The organism is Gottfriedia acidiceleris, from assembly GCF_050457485.1.
Taxonomy (GTDB): domain Bacteria; phylum Bacillota; class Bacilli; order Bacillales; family Bacillaceae_G; genus Gottfriedia; species Gottfriedia acidiceleris_D.
In genome coordinates this window covers 1-17,771 of record NZ_JBCMJM010000007.1, presented here as the reverse complement: position 1 = coordinate 17,771, position 17,771 = coordinate 1, and the positions used below count along the sequence as shown (strand labels likewise).

Below are 17,771 nucleotides of genomic sequence, written 5' to 3'. Positions count from 1 at the left end.
ATTAAGATCTAACTTAGCATCAAGGTAGTTTGTTCATTTGGTCTGTCTCTAGTAATCTCAAATATATTTCTTCATGTTTCGTGGAGATATTATCCCTATTTTTCCAATAGACTATAAGGCATTGCTTAAAACGATCTATCATTCTAACTTTTCGAAACTTAGAAGCGACATCCAACAATACATCAAATCCTTCAGTATAACGATTACATTCAAATAAAAATAGTGCGTAAGTATATCGAAAACGTAAGAACATTTGCTTCTTAAAAGAATAGTCACTATTGGTTGCCATTTCTTCAATTTTGTTATAGTGCCCCTTAATTAGTTGTTTTGCATCTTCTAAACGTGATAGCTTAACATAGGCATCTAACACTCGTGGTATTCCTGCAAAAAAATCCTCTCGATCTTTTAACCAATTAAAATACTCATCTACATAATCTAAATGGCCAAAATCCAAATAAGCAACTAATCGATTCCCAATAGCAATATCAGCAAAATAATCATTTACTCGAGCATATCGATCAATTAGAGCCAATACATCTGTTAATGAACTACCTAAACATCTTAATGCAAAACTCTGGTACAAAAGTGCTGTCCCATAATGTTCCTCTTCCTCAGCCATTTTTTCTAATACACAGGCGTAATATAGTGTTTTTTTCCATTCTCTACGAATATATAAAGTTGCTGTAATTCTTACATAAGCTTGAAACTGAATATCCTTTGGCAAATAAGCTATGTGCTCTAAAGCCTGTTCAAGAGCATACTGTCCTTCTTCAGTAAATCTAAGAATATAAAAACGTCTAAAATGACTAATTGCTACTTCTTCTGAAAACTGATCAGGCATATTTTCTATGATTACCTTATAAAGAGGTAAAGACTCTAATTCTTTTCCTTCTATAAATAGTTTCTCAGCGACAGTAAAAATAAATGATAGACTTTTATTTCGTATTGACTTAGAACGTTCTTCTAGGATTAAACTAAATAAAGAAAGCAGTTGCGCATCAAACCCTTTAGCTGCACAATTATATAAAAATTGCTCACTTTTTCTTTTATCTAAGTTGCGACTCTCATTAAAACACTCCTCAATATAATAAAAATATAAGTCTCCTTCATCAAATCCAAGTGATTCCGTAATGATATCTAAATTATTAAAAGATAGGGACTGCTTATTTTTTAAAATTCGACTTATATCACTTAAATGAATACCAGAAAGATTCGCTAAATCGGTTCTACTCATCTTGTTCTCTTTCATTTTTTGCATTATGATATCGAACAAAGCTGTATTTATCTTAAATACCTCCTTTCAAATGTGAGTTATACGTTGAAATTAAAAATAAGGAAAGCCCTAACTCGCTAAACGTGATTAGGACTTTCCTTTACTATTTTTTTGTTACTTTAAAGTTGCCCCATTAAATTTATGATGTTTGTCTACTTACACGGGGGTGTCTCGTACAATATGCTACCAATTAAGCTAAATATGAATATTATTTTCCAACAAAATCAATTACTCTAAGCCAAGATCCTTTAAAACATCATCTAAAGTTTCACCTTTAAATTTCTTAACTGGCTTGCCAGCATTGTCATTCCATGGATTTTGCATATAGTAGTTATTCATTACATACTGCATATCTTTCTCATTGACTACACCATCATAATTGATATCTGCATCACGCTTATTCGTCCCCCAATATGTTTGGATAAATAAAGCATCTTTTACATCAATAACATTATCTTTATTTACATCGCCACCAGGGATATAGTTATAATCAACCGGTTTAGATCCAGCAGTCACTTTACCGTCTTCTTTCAAACCTACTGTAAAGTCTTTCTTGAATGTGAAGTGTCCTGGCATATCAATTGATAATGTAAACTGCTTATCTGTTATTGGTAATCTAGATGTAAAAGCATATGGATTAGAATCATTGCTTCCTAATACATCAGATAATCCGTATTCTTTCCCATCAGAATCTTTTACACTAATTTTTGTACCAGCTTTATTATAGTCAACCTTACTGTTCATAACAGGAGTTCCTAAATTAAACGCAGTAACTAGACCTTCTACCTGAACCATAGATCTCATAAGAGAATAGTTAGGAGTAATATAGAAATAAGGTTGAATTCCTTGTGTAGTTACCGTACTATTATCTACATTTGTATAGACTGCTTTAAAGAATCTTGTTGAACCAGTTGGATCTTCAAACTGCATTGGGCCTTTGTAATATTTGTCTTTAGCTTTAAACGTCAAGTCTACTAAAGAAGTATCCCCAGAAATTCCAGAAGTTGCAAGATCACCAAGAGCTGTTGCTGTGATTGTCATTTTATTGTAAGAACTGTTAAAAGAAGTAGTTGTATATTGAACATCCAACTTTCCACTATATGTTCCATGTGGCTTAGCACTCACAACATCTAAGTATTGGATCGGATATAAGAATGAATATTCAGCTTTTTTCAATTTAGTTCCTATATTTTTTGTTGTGAACGTTAACGTTGTTGTATCTCCCATACTAATTCTTTGTTTGTCAGCAATTGCAGAAGTATAAGCAGTACCATTTTTAACAAAGTATACATCTCTAACGCTACCATAATTTTCTACAGTTGATTTATCTCTGTCATAGAAATCGTATTCTGTAATTGGTAATGTTATAGGGCCAGCTGTAGCCAATGGAATTGTTGAGTTAAAGTTACCATTTTGCTCTACTGGAATATTAATTTCAGCAGCATTATTTGGATTATAATAATACATTTTATTATCACCTTGTGAAGCAGTAATACCTGCTGCTTGCATTTCAGCAATGTTTTTATCAAACGCATTACCTGTTACTGTTACAGTTTTGTCTGTTGCATTAGCAGTTTCTACGATTTGACCTGCCTCGTAGTTCATTGTAACCTTTGGTTCTTTCTCTCCATAATAAACTGGAGCGTCTTTAGTAAAAGTTTCACCATTATCATTTGTACCAACCATTCTAATTTTCCATAACCCTGGATCAACTTCTTTGTAATCATATCCGATTGGATTTTCCGGATTTCCAGTTAATGGGCTATATTGGCCACCATTTAATACACCTTGGAAATAATACTCGATATTCTCACCTGCACCCATACCATCTGCTGTGCCTAAGTAACCGATTTCTTCGTTTGTTTTTGGATCGACTAAGAAGAAATCAAATGTACGCATATGAGAGTTTAGTTTAAAGTTAACGCCGATTGACCATTTAGTCGCGGTACTTCCTGCTTCATATGGTATTGTAAATGCTTCTGGACTACCTGTTACATAGTCAATTCCTTCTTTAACTGTATGAATAGCAAACGGAATTTTATAAGTTTCATCTTGATTTTTTTGATTTGTATAAACTACATAACCTTCGTATGTTCCAAGTTTTGCAGTTTTAGGAACGTTAATTGTAGCATCCATATTTGCACTGCTGTAACGTTTTACTTTAATCGATGATTTTGTATCTAATGTTACACCATTTGTAGCAGCATCTTGGTCTGCTCTAGAGTCATTTGTGAAGCGTGCATCTAATGTTTGGAATTGAACTTTTACATCAAATGTTTTATCTTCAGAGCTCTTGTTAAAGAACGTCATTGAACGTGAATCTGTAAAATCCTTGCCTTCAATTGCTTGTTCACCAAAGCTTAATGCCCCAGTAATATTTTTAATTGTTTTGATTCCTTTACTTGCAAGTGTAATAGAATCATTAGAGCTTCCATTATATGTTTTCGTTTTATCTTTCACTTGGATTTCCGATTGTGCATGAACAGCTTTGTATGGATTTACAAGACCTGCACCTACTTCATATACACTGTATTTATCGTTTAACGGATCAGCAGTATTCATAAGCGATGCCTTAATATCGGCTGGCGTCATGTCTGGGTGAGCTTGTTTTAATAATGCAGCAACTCCTGAAACGTTTGGTGTAGCCATTGACGTACCAGATAATCGTTCATACGCATATTTGTAATCTGGTAATGGATTTCCACTATCATCTTTGTGCATATAAGCAGGCACTGTCGAGAATACAGACACACCAGGTGCAGTTACTTCTGGTTTAATATCATATAGCACTCGTGATGGACCACGAGAGCTGAAATCTGCTAATTTATTTCCAGTTGTAACTGTTTGACTCATATTACCGAATGTGAAATCGACTGTTTTTCCTTTGTTTGCTTCATTTAAAGGTATGTTTAAAGTAATATAAGCAGCTTGCATGTTATTTAGTAAAAATGTTGGAATATATCCATATACGTTACCTAAGAAAACATCTTGTAATGTATCTCCTGATGTATTCGCTAAAACAACAGCCTTTGCTCCATGTGATTTAGCTCTTTTAACAATTTCTTCGATACCTAAGGTACCACGTTGTGCAATTACAATCTTGCCTGTTACGTCGACTGGTATCGTATAGTTACCATCTGCATCTCTTTTAAAATAAGAAGTTTCTGCACCTGTTCCTACATTAACCATTTGGAAAGTTTTCCCTTGAAAATCAACAGCATTATCTGAACTCCCTAGTGCAGCTATTTTCAAATCAGCCGGTAGAACACCAGTTGGTGATTTCGCAGTTGCTGTATATTGTGGAATCGTTACAGACGTATCACTTGCTCCAACTGTAATTGCCAAAGGTGAATTCCCTGGTGTACCTAGCGTGTACATTTTATTTCCAGAATTTCCTGCTGCAACTACTGCTGTTACCCCTGAAAGTACAGCATTATTAACCGCAATTGCCGTTGGAAATAATGGGTCATTGTAGTTTGCTCCAAGTGACATACTGATGATGTTCATTCCGTCTGACACTGCTTTATCAATACCAGCTAATATTGCTGAAGTAGCTCCAGAACCGTATCGACCTAAAACACGATAAGCATAAATGTCAGCATCTGGTGCAACACCTGTAACCGCATAGTCTGCATTATTTTTACCTTGTCCAGCAATAATTCCAGCTACATGTGTTCCATGCTCAGTATAAAAAGCTTCGCCACCATTTGTTTCAGGCATTCCAGACTTTTTCCAATCAGCATAAGTTGTTTCCATCGGATCATTATCGTTATCGACGAAATCATAACCGCCTTTAAATGCTCCTTTTAAATCTGGGTGATTGTAGTCAATCCCAGTATCAAGAATACCAATTTTTACGCCTTTTCCTGTGTAACCTTCTTGGTGAAGTTTTTCAATGCCAGGGAATGTTACCATGTTATGAGTTGGACCTTGTTGATCAGAACTTTCTACTTTCGTAGTGGGATCATCCAACTGAACTTCTAAATCACTCCATACTGCCTGAACAGCATTCGATTTAAGTAATGATTTTACTTTATTTGCAGGGAGTGTCATTGCAACTCCATTAAATGCTTTTTTGAAAGCACGTTTAACTTTATATGGATTTCTATTTTCTTTTATATCTTTACTAAAAATCGTTTTTAAATCTTGATCAAACGTTTCGTGTGAAGCGTCTACTTTTTTTTGTGCATCAGCTTCTGAAAGAGTTGATCCTTCTGTTTGTGCCACCATTACTGCTGTTTGTGCTGGCTTGTCTTTAAATTCAACAATAACAGAAGTCGGAGCGTCACTTGTTAGATCTAAATCAGGAGAAACTTGAAGTCCCTCTTTATCACTAATTTTTAATTGTTTAATAGCCTCACGTTGTGCTGGTGTTAATGCTGATAATACTTGTTCCACCTTAGAAACTGATTGAGCTTTTGCAATCGAGCTAAAATTGGCATTTGGTAATGTGCTAATTAAGAACCCTGTACTTAACGCCATTACCGCTGCACCTTTCATAAATTTATTTTTCATACTCTTCCCCCACCCTTTTTCTATAATTATCTTTCTATTCTGATTATACAGACGTTTGACACGATTCGACCTTTTTACAAATCTAGTCAAAATTTCTACTTTTTTCGACAAAACCAAACAAAAAAAGAAGAACTATAGTGGATAATTCTTAATTTAGTTCGCTATATCTCTACATATTTTGTCAGTGAGATCATTTGAATCTATTTTTCTTCTATTTCTGAATGGAAGTAGTCTCTATGTTTCCATAGTGCCGATCTCATTAAAACAAGAATATAAGGCTCCTTCATCAAGTCCGAGTGATTTAGTAATAACTTCTAAAATGGTTCACTGAAAGGAACTGCTTATGATTTAAAATTCGACTAATATCACTTAAATGAGTACCAGAATGATTAGCTAAATCGGTTTTACTCATCTTGCTCTCTTGCATTTTTTGAATAATGATATCAAATAAAGCTGTATTGATCTTATATACCTCCTTTCAAGTAAAAAAAGAAGGAAAGCCCTAATCCGCTTTTTCGTGATTAGTGCTTTCCTTTTACTATTTTTTTTATACTTTATAGTTGCTCATTAAATTTAAGATGTTTGTCTATTTTAACGGGGACGCCTCGTATACTAGACTACTAATTAAACTTTATTAAACTATCAATTACTCTAAACCAAGATCCTTTAAAATATCATCTAAAGTCTCACCTTTATATTTCTTAACTGGCTTGCCAGCATTGTCATTCCATGGATTTTGCATATAGTAGTTATTCATTACATACTGCATATCTTTCTCATCAACCACTCCATCATAGTTGATATCTGCTTCACGTTTATTCGTACCCCAATATGTTTGGATAAATAAAGCATCTTTTACATCAATAACATTATCTTTATTTACATCGCCACCTGGGATATAGCTGTAATCAACTGGTTTGGATCCAGCAGTCACTTTACCTTCTTCTTTCAAGCCTACTGTAAAGTCTTTCTTGAACGTGAAATGTCCAGGTACATCAATCGATAATGTAAACGGCTTATCTGTAATCGGTAACCTAGTTCTAAAAGCATTTCGAACTGTTGAAAAAAATCCTAAAGGATCAGAAACGCCATATTCTTTACCATTTGAATCCTTCACACTAATTTTGGTTCCAGTTTTATTAAAATCGATGTTTTTCGCGGTAACAACACTTGCAGTGCCAATTCCTGTAACTAGTCCTTCTGGCGTAACCATTCCCCTCATAAGAGAATAAGTAGGAGTCACATAGAAATAAGGTTGAATGCCTTGAGTTGTTACTGTACTATCATCTACATTCGTATAAACAGCTTTAAAGAATCTTGATGACCCAGTTGGATCTTCAAACTGCATTTGACCTTTGTAGTATTGGTCTTTCGCTTTAAACGTTAAGTCTACTAGAGATGTATCTCCAGATATTCCATTTGTCGCTAGATCACCAATTGCTGTTGCTGTAATTGTCATTAAAGTATAAGTAGAGTTAGAAGGCGTAGATGAATATTTAACATCAAGCCTTCCATTATATGTTCCATGTGCTTTTACATCCGTTACATCTAGGAACTGCGATGGATATAAGAATGAATATTCAGCATTTTTCACTTTTGTTCCAATATTTTTAGTTGAGAACGTTACTGTTGTTGAATCTCCCATATTGATTCTTTGTTTATCCGAAATTGCGGTAGTATAAGCAGTTCCCTTTTTCACAAAGTAGACATCTCTTGTACTTCCGTAATTTCTAACAGTTGATTTATCCCAATCATAAAAATCATATTGTGTAATTGGCAATGTGATTGGACCGGCTGTAGCTAATGGTATTGTCGAATTGAAATTTCCATTTCCATCAACTGGTATGTTAATTTCATTTGAATTATTTGGATTATAATAATACATTTTATTATCGCCTTGTGAAGCAGTTATGCCTGCTGCTTGCATTTCAGCTATGTCTTTATCAAATGCATTACCTGTTACTGTTACAGTTTTGTCAGTTGCATTAGTTGTTTCAACGATTTGTCCTGCTTCGTAGTTCATTGTAACTTTTGGTTCTTTCTCTCCATAATAAACCGGGGCATCTTTAGTGAATGTTTCACCATTATCATTTGTACCAACCATTCTAATTTTCCATAGTCCTGGATCAACTTCTTTGTAATCAAATGCGATTGGGTTTTCTGGATCTCCTGTTAATGGGCTATATTGACCATTGTTTAACACACCTCGGAAATAATACTCGATATTTTCATCTGCACCCATTCCATCTGCTGTACCAAGATAACCGATTTCTTCATTTGTTTTTGGATCGACTAAGAAGAAATCAAATGTGCGCATATGAGAGTTTAATTTAAAGTTAACTCCAATTGACCATTTTGTTGCATTACTACCTGCTTCATAAGGTAATGTAAAGGCTGATGGATTACCTGTTACATAGTCAATTCCTTCTTTTACTGTATGAATGGCAAATGGTATTTTATAAGTTTCATCTGGATTTTTTTGGTTTGTATAAACAACATACCCTTCATATGTTCCTAGTTTTGCAGATTTAGGAACATTGATTGTCGTATCCATATTAGTACTGCTGTAACGTTTCACTTTTACCGATGATTTAACATCTAATGTAACGCTATTAGCAGCTGCATCTTGGTCCGCTCTAGAGTCATTTGTAAATCGTGCATCCAATGTTTGGAATTGTACTTTTACATCAAATGTTTTATCTTCAGAACTTTTATTAAATAAAGTCATTGAACGTTGATCTGTAAGATCCTTGCCATCAACAGCTTGTTCACCAAAACTCAGTGCACCAGTAATATTTTTAATTGTTTTGATTCCTTTACTTGCAAGTGTAATCTGATCATTAAAGCTTCCACTATATGTTTTAGTCTTGTCTTTTACTTGAATTTCCATTTGTGCATGAACAGCTTTGTATGGATTTACAAGGCCTCCTCCTACTTCATATACACTATATTTATCATTTAACGGTTCAGCTGTATTCATAAGAGTTGCCTTAATATCAGCTGGCGTCATGTCAGGATGAGCTTGCTTTAATAAAGCTGCTACCCCAGAAACATTCGGTGTTGCCATTGATGTACCAGATAAGCGCTCATAAGCATTTTGATAATCAGTTAATGCATTTCCGTTATCATCCTTGTGCATATAAGCAGGTACAGTTGAGAATACAGACACACCAGGTGCTGTTACTTCTGGCTTAATATCATATAGCACACGTGATGGACCACGAGAACTAAAGTCTGCTAATTTATTACCAGCTATAACGGTTTGACTCATATTACCGAAAGTAAAGTCAATTGAAGCATCTTTCATAGCTTCAGTTATAGGCAATTTACTAGTAATATCTAAACCTTGTTTGTAATTTATTAAAAACGTTGGGATATATCCATATGCGTTTCCTAAAAATACATCTTGTAATGTATCTCCAATTACATTTGATAAAATAACAGCTTTTGCGCCGTGTGATTTAGCAATACGGACGATATCTGCAATACTTACGTTACCTCGTTGTGCAATTACAATCTTTCCATTTACATCTCTTGGTATTGTGTACTTACCGCTTGCATCACGTTTATAATATGTAGTATCCGTTCCAGCTCCTACGTTGACTACTTTATATGTTTGACCTTGAAGTTCTGCTATATTATCAGAATTTCCTTGTGCAGCTACCTTCAGATTAGCAGGTAAATCACCTGTTGATGATTTCGCTGTTGCAGTATAATTTGGAATCGTTACAGACGTATCACTTGCTCCAACTGTGATTGCCAATGGAGCATTACCAGGTGAACCTAGTGTATACATTTTATTCCCAGAATTTCCTGCTGCTACTACTGCAGTTACCCCAGAAAGTACAGCATTATTTACTGCAATTGCCGTTGGAAATAATGGGTCATTGTAGTTAGCTCCTAGAGACATACTGATGACATCCATTCCGTCTGAAAGCGCTTTATCAATACCAGCTAAAATTGCTGAAGTTTGACCAGAACCGTATCGCCCTAAAACACGATAAGCATAAATGTCAGCATCAGGAGCAACCCCAATAACTGCATAGTCCGCATTATTTTTACCTTGTCCTGCAATAATTCCAGCTACATGTGTTCCATGCTCAGTATAGAATGCTTCACCGTTTGACGTTTCAGGCATTCCAGACTTTTGCCAGTCTGCATATGTTGTCTCCATTGGATCATTGTCATTATCGACGAAATCGTATCCTCCTTTAAATGCACCTTTTAAATCTGGATGATTGTAATCAATTCCAGTGTCAATAATACCAATTTTTACACCTTTACCTGTGTAACCTTCTTGATGAAGTTTTTCAACCCCAGGGAACGTTACCATATTATGAGTTGGACCTTGTTGATCAGAACTTTCTACTTTAGTAGTTGGATCATCCAATTGAACTTGTAAATCACTCCATACCGCCTGAACAGCATTCAATTTAAGTAATGATTTTACTTTATTAGCAGGGAGCGTCATTGAAACTCCATTAAATGCTTTTTTGTATGAACGTTTAATCTTAAAAGGATTATTATTTCCTTTTAGATCTTTACTAAAAATCGTTTTTAAATCTTGGTTAAATGAGTCATGTGAAGCATCAACTTTTGCTTGTGCGTCAGCTTCAGAAAGAGTTGTTCCTTCAGTTTCTGCTACCATTACTGCTGTTTGTGCTGGCTTGTCCTTAAATTCAACAATGACAGAAGTTGGTGCATCACTTGTTAAATCTAAATCTGGTGATACTTGAAGTCCTTCTTTATCACTTATTTTTAATTGTTTAATAGCTTCGCGTTGCGCAGGTGTTAATGCTGATAAAACTTGATCCACCTTAGAAATTGATTGAGCTTTCGCAATCGAGCTATAATTGGCATTTGGTAAAGTGCTAATTAAAAACCCTGAACTTAGCGCCATTACTACTGCACCTTTCATAAATCTGTTTTTCATTCTATTCCTCCACCCTTTTCCTATAATTATCTTTCTTTTCTGATTATATAGACGTTTGACACGATTCGACTGTTTTACAAATGTAGTCAAAACCTCTAATTTTTTCGACAAAAATATACAAAAAAATAAGAATTCTAGTGAAGAATTCTTATTTTAGTTCGCTATTTATCTACATTTTTTGTCCCTGATAACATTTGAATATATTTTCCTTCGATTTCTGAATTGAAGTAGTCTCTATATTTCCATAGTGCCAAAATTGATTGTAAAAATTTCTCACTATAGCAATTCTTTTTTGACCGTTCTGCAACATTAATTAATTCAATCAATCCACTATGAAAATCTTTTCTTTCACATAAAAATATAGCGTAATGATAACAATAATCATTATATAATTGTTGTTTATATAAATCTGAACTAGATGACAATTTTATTAGTTCGTCATTATATATTTCAATTAACTTATTCGCATCGTCCAATCTGTCCATTTTTAAAAACGTATTTAAAATTTTAGGTACACCGATATAAAAATCATCTCGGTTTGAAAGCCAATTAAAATAATCATCAACATATTGGTATTGACCAAATTCTATTAAAGCTACATATCGATTCCCTATTGCCAATTCAGCATAATAATCGTTAATAACTGCATATCGATCAATTCTATCTAAAATAACTTCTAATGTACTGCCTAAGTTACTTAATGCAAAACACTGATACAAAAGAGCTCTACCTAAATTCTCAGGTGATGAGGATATTTTCTCTAATCTATTTGCATAATGAAGCACATCTTCCCATTTTTTTAAAATATAATAAGTGGCCATTAGCCATAAATAAGTTTGTTCTTGAAATTCTTCCGGCATATTACCAATATTTTCAATCACCTGACGAATTGCCAATTGTCCATCTATGGTAAATCGATTTATATAAAACTTTCGAAAATAGCTAATAGCTACTTCCTCAGTATTATCGTCCGGCATATGATCAATAATTGTTTGATAAATAGGAATCGTCTCTTTGTCATACCCATCTTCAAATAATTTTTCCGATACTAGAAAAAGTGTTTGCAAATTTTTAGTTCGAACCGATTTCGATCTTTCTTCTAAAATCAGAGTAAGCATAAAATCTAGCTCATTATGATAGTTTTTAACTGCACATCTATATATATAAGCAGAACTTCTTCTTTTATCTAAGTAATTATTTCGATTAAAACATAACTGGGCATACTGGATGTAATATGTCTGCTCCGGAAGTCCAAATGCACGTGTAATATCATTCAAATAATGGAATGAAAGTACTTTTTTATTTAGAAAAACTCTCGAAATATCACTAACATGGATTCCAGAATAAGCTGCTAAATCATTCTGATTCCAACCTTTACTATATAATTGTTGTTTAAATTCATTTAAAAGGGTTTGATTCATCTTACCACTCCTACTTTTCAGTCCATAAACTAATTTTACTGATAGGATTTGATAAAATGTATTTAAACAATTTCATGATACTTTAAGTAAAACTTAACGTCGCGATACTTTTTCTTTAAATCTAAAACTTATACTATTATTTAATTATTCGCTTTGATTATTAACAAACGAGGTACTAAAAAATGAATTTTAATCAACTAGAGTATATTGTAGAAGTAGCAAATGAAAAGTCTATTACAAAAGCTGCAGAAAAGAGCCATATTTCACCCTCTGCTATAAGTCAATCCATTGCTCAATTAGAAAAAGAATTAAACATATCAATTTTTTATCGAAATAGTAAAGGGGTCATCCTTACTCCCCAAGGAAAAATTCTAGTTGAGAAAGCACATGATATCTTAAATAATTTGAAAGATTTGCATACACGTTTAAAGCAATACGAAAAATCAAAATCAAACCATCTAAAAATATCGTTCGCACCTACATTTTCTAATATTGTGCATGCTGCAATATTAAATATTTTAGACGAAGTTCATGATTTTACGTTCGAATTAGAAGAAGAGAATGCTCAAGAACTACTAAAACGTTTTAATATGTCCGATTTGGATCTAGCTTTTTTGCCAGCCTTAAAAAATGAACTAAATGAATATCACGTATTATACGATCACCTACATACTGGTTATCTTTGTATCGCTGTAGGAAAAGAGTCCAATTTATATCAAAAAGATTTTGTTACGTTTGATGATTTAATTAATCAGAAATTTATCTTCCATAAGCTAATTAGTAAAAACATTCTTAAGATGTTTGATTTGAATAATAACAAAGAATTTTTATCCTCTAATAAAGGTAATTCTATATATGATATGATCGTCGAAAATCGGGCTATAACTGTTTTACATAATATAAGTTTTATTAATCATCCGACTGTACTGAATGGAGAACTGAAGATAATTCCGTTCAAAACTCCGGATTTTATTTATCAAGATTTTTGGGTACTCCATCGTCCACTTAAGCTAAAATCCGGTATAGCTGACTCTTTAATTAGTTGTGTAAAATCTATTATGTCTATAAGTAATTCGAATCTATGAGTTAGAGTAATTAAGGAATACTCGTTTACTATGTGTGCTTTTTAAAATAAACTGAATATAAAAACAAACCCTTTATTAAATAAGGGTTTGACTTTATCATATTTTCAACTTCACAATTATCCTCAGGTACACAATTCCTATGTATCAAATTAATGTTTTAATTCATTTTGTTATCAAGTAATCTATTAAACGATTAAAGACTCTTGGATGTAAAGTTCAATTGTGCACTGGATTAATACGTCTGTATAAAACCACTAAAAAAAGACCCGTTAAAAAATGAAATGAACTGGGTCTATTACCAAAATAGTGTGATTATTGATTTATTTTTCAGTGTAGAATTAATGGTATTATTTTCTATCTTTATAGGGGTAGGTATGTTTACTATTAATTAATTTTCTCAAATCACCACGAAATAGTACATCTTTCATTTCCCTATAACGAAACGGTATGAAAGGAGTTAAATATGGAACACCCACTGATTTAAGCGAAGCCATATAGACCGTTACAATAAAAAAACCAATCAAGATCCCTTTTAGTCCAAAGAAATATCCAAGAATTGTAAATAGTATCTGTATTGTTCTTATCGCACCACCAAGGCCACCCGCCATCAAGTTAATTGATGATAATACTGAAATCCCTGCAACAATTAAACTCAATTGATGAACCAATTTTGCTTCAACAGCAGTTTGTCCAACAATAACTGCACCAATGAGCGATACTAGAAGGATCGTGTTTTTCGGTATTCTTAAAGAGGCTTCCATTAGTATATCAAATAAAAAAACTAAAAATGACATTTCTAATAAGATGGGGAAAACGGTATCAGACTGCGTTAATAGTTTTTCGCTAAAGGGATGAGGAATCCAATGGTGATGAAATCGAACCATTGTTACATAGATTGCCATTAATAGGATTGATAAAAACCATAAGAAAAACCTAGCGATTCGATTGAAGAAGCGACCAGTTTTTAATACATATTCTTCTGGTTGCTGAAAATAATGAATAAACAATGCCGGAACGATCAAAGAGTACGGGACCCCATTAACTAGGATTACAACCCTTCCTTCAAACAACGCAGAAACGGAAACATCTGGGCGTTCACAAGTGAATACAAGCGGAAATAGCGTTTTTTTCTCCTCTAATGCATCCTCAATGACACGAGCTTCTAATAAATATGTCACATCAATTTCATTTATTTTTTTTCTTGTCTCTTCTAATACTTTTTGCTCAACAAATTTTTCAAGATAGATGATTGCAACACTCGTTTTAGAGTCTGTCCCCATTTGAATTGATTCAACATTAAAAGTAGTAGATTGTATCATGTTCCGTAATAAATTAACATTCACTTTTAATTGTTCTGTGAATCCAATCATCGGTCCTCTTGCAGAGCGTTGAGTATCTGGTTCAGTTAACGCTCTCATTTGCCAATCAGAAGAATCAGCTAAAATCCCTTCTGAAAATCCATCTATAGTAAGAAGTACTTTTCCTTTTAATAGTTCACCATTGATCTCTGCAATCCTTGAAGATAAGTTTGCGTCTATGAGTGAAAGATGAAAATCAAGAAGTTCCCCCATGCTATCTAATGAATGAACATGGAATAAGGGAGACAGGAGATACTCCTGAATATTTTTCGTATCAACAATACCATCAATATAAATGATTGCAGCATTCCGAATAACTTCACTCTTAATTTTAAATGAACGGATTTTTAAATCAGACGTTTCATTAAACGATTTTAATATGATATCCAAATTTTTTTGTAGATGAACAGTCAAAGAAGTTGATTCTAAATTATTCATTCGCATACTCCTTTTAGCTTTTCGATTAGTATGCTCTACTTAATCAATTATTATCTATTCATTATTGAACTATTCTACCATTAGTTGCGCAAGAACCATTTCAATGTGAAAAATATGGCCTTGTTACGATAAATGAAAGTAATTGAAAACAAAGAAAAAGCCCAAACCCTTGATACACTTAGGTTTGAGCCTTTTAATAAGTATGATCCCAACTGGACTTGAACCAGCGACCCCTACCCTGTCAAATACTTAGTGCGAGTAGTATACAGTAATTATGAATATTTTAGTTCAATTAAGTTCAATAAATTAAATGGTCGCTACAATAGTGTCATTGTAAGTCTTTTAATTCTATTGTTTCTATTTTTCCTTGCAATTTTTGTTCAATTGAAAAATAACAATATATTACGAGGTAGGTTGGCTTGAAGAATCCCTTTTTATATAAAAAAATAGAAGAAAAGAATACAAAATTGAATTCTTTTCTTCTAACTTTCATTACTATTTCTTTCAAGTTGTTTTATTTGAAAACTATTAAACATAATTTTACTTATTTTTCCACAATTAAGGTTATGTCCCTTCATTGGCTTATCAACGTACAAATAGGTTACTGGTTTTGCATCAAAACCTGTTAACCACATATCGCATACGATTACCATTTTTAAGGGATCCTCTGGATCACGTAATCTTTGCTTAATTTCATCTTGTTGTTCCTTAGTTTTAATATAAGGATACTCTTGACCTTCTTGAATGGTATTCTTCGGGATCTTTGGTAATATCTCCAGAAATTATGACTTCCATTTGAGGTGCATCAAAAAATGTGCGGATAATTTTCAATAAAGAAACTGCATTTTCACTTGTCATAGTGACAGTCATTCCCTTTGCAAATGAAGGTGCATTGTCACTAAAATGTTGTATTATGTTTTTTGCTAAATCGGTTTGGCGCGTCGAATGACCAGTGATTTTTTCAAGTAGTTTCCATTGAACTTTATTCTTTTTCCAGAATTCTTCTTCATCTTCTCCATGAGTTGTTAATAAGGCTTTTAATTGTTCTTCAATTGATTTCCACCTCTTAAAAATCACTTTGATATATACAGTTTACCATAAAAAGGAAATTTTTTTCTACTAACCTGCTAGATACTTAAAAAGGAGTCGATCATCATCGACTCCTAAACTTGTTCAACTAACGCATGCGATAGTTGAATTAGAAAACACTATTTTAAAGCCTCAATTATTAAATCTCAAATAATGTAAATTGTTCTGATTCCACTTTCTTTTTCTTTGTGGATTTCTTCTTTTCAATTACTTGTTTCGAAGTATTATTTACTTGAACAGCTATTTTTACTGCACTTACATAACTGTGCTCTTTATTGCAATTTGGACAGATGTATCTCTGTTTGTTAATACGTGAGTCAGCTAGTTTCATACGTTCTTCTTTTGACATTCCTATGTTTTTAGCACATTGCCCACAAGTTTTCTCCATTACTTCAACCCCTATTTTTAATTCTTTTCTGTAAGATCTTTAATAAAAATCTATTTTATTGTTTTTAATCGCTCAGTAAAATAACAATTAATTATACCATGCCTTTATTAACTCTCCTGCCAAATACCTAAATAAAAAGGCAGCCAATGGCTGCTCTTGATCTTCAACTAACGCAGTGCGTTAGTTGAATTAGGGTTATTCTAATTTTTTAGTTGATTATTTAACTCTACTAACTTGTTTCTGATAAACGGATCCATGTCTTTAGGTAAATCGTTTAAAGAGAAAAATTGTGCTTCAATCCCTTGATTTTGATCAGGCATAATTTGCCCATCATATTCGGTACATAAATAACCGATTGCTACCGTTTGATATTCATCGCCACTTTCCTCAACTCGATTAATTAATTCCATTCCTGAGTACACACCAAATAACGTTAACTGTTTTATTGTTAGACCAATATCATTAAATACGTTACGTTCCAGGCATTCTTCAACCGATTCATTTAACTGCAAAATATCACCTGGAATACTCCAAATTCCACCTATGTATCGATTAAGTAATATCTCACCGTTATGATTTAGTATCGCTATACTTGGTCGTACAATAATTAACGGATTATTGCCGATCTTTTTTCTCATAGTATCGCAATAATTCATATTAACCTCCAATTTGGGTAATAAATTGTGTTACGTTATAAACCAACAACCACTTTGAGGAGCTCATTTATCACATATTAGTTGAATTAGCCATTACATATTCATTTTAAATGTTACTATTTTCTAAGCCATTTTTGATATAAATCCCCTATTAAGTAAAGTAGACCAACAGCTAAAGTGATTACAGGAAAATAAAAAACACAGGATTCGTAAGAATATCTTACAAGAAAAATACTAAAAAACATGATTAGTGAAATACAGATATAAGTTGTTGCAATTATATGCTTCATAATACCTCCACTAAGTTTAAGCGTTTATAATTAATATTCAATTTAATAAAATAAAATCCCTTTTTGCAAATGAACTAACTTTTTTAGGAAACCTACGTGATTTGATTAATAACCTTCGTCACATTAGCTAAACAACAACTACCCTGTATTTATTGGGTTAGATGGGAAAAAGCTTAATTATTAAAGTAGAGGGTCGCAGGTACTAAATAAGGATATAAAGGAAATTTCAATTGTCTGCCAGCGTTCAGTTTTTTTTGTTTGTGGTAGTGTACAAAGTCGTAAAGCCCTGATTGTTTTACAACAATGTTAATATCCCCTCATAGTA

Annotated in this window: 10 protein-coding genes; 1 reads left to right on the top strand and 9 read right to left on the bottom strand. The window is 33.1% G+C overall.

Annotation, left to right across the window (positions count from 1 at the left end; genetic code table 11):
* Positions 1–19 precede the first annotated feature (19 nt).
* From ABEY15_RS06700 to ABEY15_RS06685, 4 genes are all read right to left on the bottom strand, one after another.
* The gene (locus ABEY15_RS06700) at positions 20–1,249 is read right to left on the bottom strand and encodes a helix-turn-helix domain-containing protein (protein WP_429889282.1); all 1,230 of its coding nucleotides are present in this window, start codon (positions 1,247–1,249) and stop codon (positions 20–22) included.
* A gap of 252 nt (positions 1,250–1,501) precedes the next feature.
* Positions 1,502–5,788, bottom strand: coding sequence for a S8 family serine peptidase (locus ABEY15_RS06695; protein ID WP_429889280.1), 4,287 nt, complete (start codon positions 5,786–5,788; stop codon positions 1,502–1,504).
* A 646-nt stretch (positions 5,789–6,434) separates the two neighbouring features.
* Entirely contained in the window at positions 6,435–10,721 is a 4,287-nt protein-coding gene (locus ABEY15_RS06690; protein WP_429889279.1) for a S8 family serine peptidase, read from the bottom strand.
* 161 nt (positions 10,722–10,882) lie between these two features.
* Complete coding sequence (locus ABEY15_RS06685) at positions 10,883–12,142, bottom strand: helix-turn-helix domain-containing protein (RefSeq protein ID WP_429889277.1); 1,260 nt, start codon at positions 12,140–12,142, stop codon at positions 10,883–10,885.
* 182 nt (positions 12,143–12,324) lie between these two features.
* Between ABEY15_RS06685 and ABEY15_RS06680 the strand changes: the two genes are divergently transcribed.
* A complete protein-coding gene (locus ABEY15_RS06680) occupies positions 12,325–13,227 on the top strand; it encodes a LysR family transcriptional regulator (RefSeq protein WP_429889276.1) in 903 nt (300 codons plus the stop codon).
* Between the two features lie 347 nt (positions 13,228–13,574).
* Here ABEY15_RS06680 and ABEY15_RS06675 read toward each other — a convergent pair whose 3' ends face one another.
* From ABEY15_RS06675 to ABEY15_RS06655, 5 genes are all read right to left on the bottom strand, one after another.
* Entirely contained in the window at positions 13,575–15,023 is a 1,449-nt protein-coding gene (locus ABEY15_RS06675) for a spore germination protein (RefSeq protein WP_429889274.1), read from the bottom strand.
* 482 nt (positions 15,024–15,505) lie between these two features.
* Entirely contained in the window at positions 15,506–15,715 is a 210-nt protein-coding gene (locus ABEY15_RS06670) for a type I restriction enzyme subunit R domain-containing protein (protein ID WP_429889648.1), read from the bottom strand.
* Positions 15,716–15,737: 22 nt separating this feature from the next.
* Positions 15,738–16,100 (bottom strand): hypothetical protein, encoded by a 363-nt coding sequence (locus ABEY15_RS06665; RefSeq protein ID WP_429889273.1) that lies wholly within the window; start codon positions 16,098–16,100, stop codon positions 15,738–15,740.
* A 151-nt stretch (positions 16,101–16,251) separates the two neighbouring features.
* Positions 16,252–16,500: a hypothetical protein gene (locus ABEY15_RS06660; protein WP_429889272.1), complete on the bottom strand. Its 249-nt coding sequence runs from the start codon at positions 16,498–16,500 to the stop codon at positions 16,252–16,254.
* Positions 16,501–16,700: 200 nt separating this feature from the next.
* Positions 16,701–17,156, bottom strand: coding sequence for an NUDIX domain-containing protein (locus ABEY15_RS06655; RefSeq protein WP_429889271.1), 456 nt, complete (start codon positions 17,154–17,156; stop codon positions 16,701–16,703).
* Positions 17,157–17,771: the final 615 nt, after the last annotated feature.

Excerpts from the sequence above, each read along its gene's own strand:
- ABEY15_RS06675 (WP_429889274.1), bottom strand. The coding sequence starts at position 15,023 with ATGAATAATTTAGAATCAACTTCTTTGACTGTTCATCTACAAAAAAAT.
- ABEY15_RS06680 (WP_429889276.1), top strand. The coding sequence starts at position 12,325 with ATGAATTTTAATCAACTAGAGTATATTGTAGAAGTAGCAAATGAAAAG.
- ABEY15_RS06700 (WP_429889282.1), bottom strand. The coding sequence starts at position 1,249 with ATGAAAGAGAACAAGATGAGTAGAACCGATTTAGCGAATCTTTCTGGT.
- ABEY15_RS06695 (WP_429889280.1), bottom strand. The coding sequence starts at position 5,788 with ATGAAAAATAAATTTATGAAAGGTGCAGCGGTAATGGCGTTAAGTACA.
- ABEY15_RS06660 (WP_429889272.1), bottom strand. The coding sequence starts at position 16,500 with ATGGAGAAAACTTGTGGGCAATGTGCTAAAAACATAGGAATGTCAAAA.
- ABEY15_RS06685 (WP_429889277.1), bottom strand. The coding sequence starts at position 12,142 with ATGAATCAAACCCTTTTAAATGAATTTAAACAACAATTATATAGTAAA.
- ABEY15_RS06690 (WP_429889279.1), bottom strand. The coding sequence starts at position 10,721 with ATGAAAAACAGATTTATGAAAGGTGCAGTAGTAATGGCGCTAAGTTCA.
- ABEY15_RS06655 (WP_429889271.1), bottom strand. The coding sequence starts at position 17,156 with ATGAATTATTGCGATACTATGAGAAAAAAGATCGGCAATAATCCGTTA.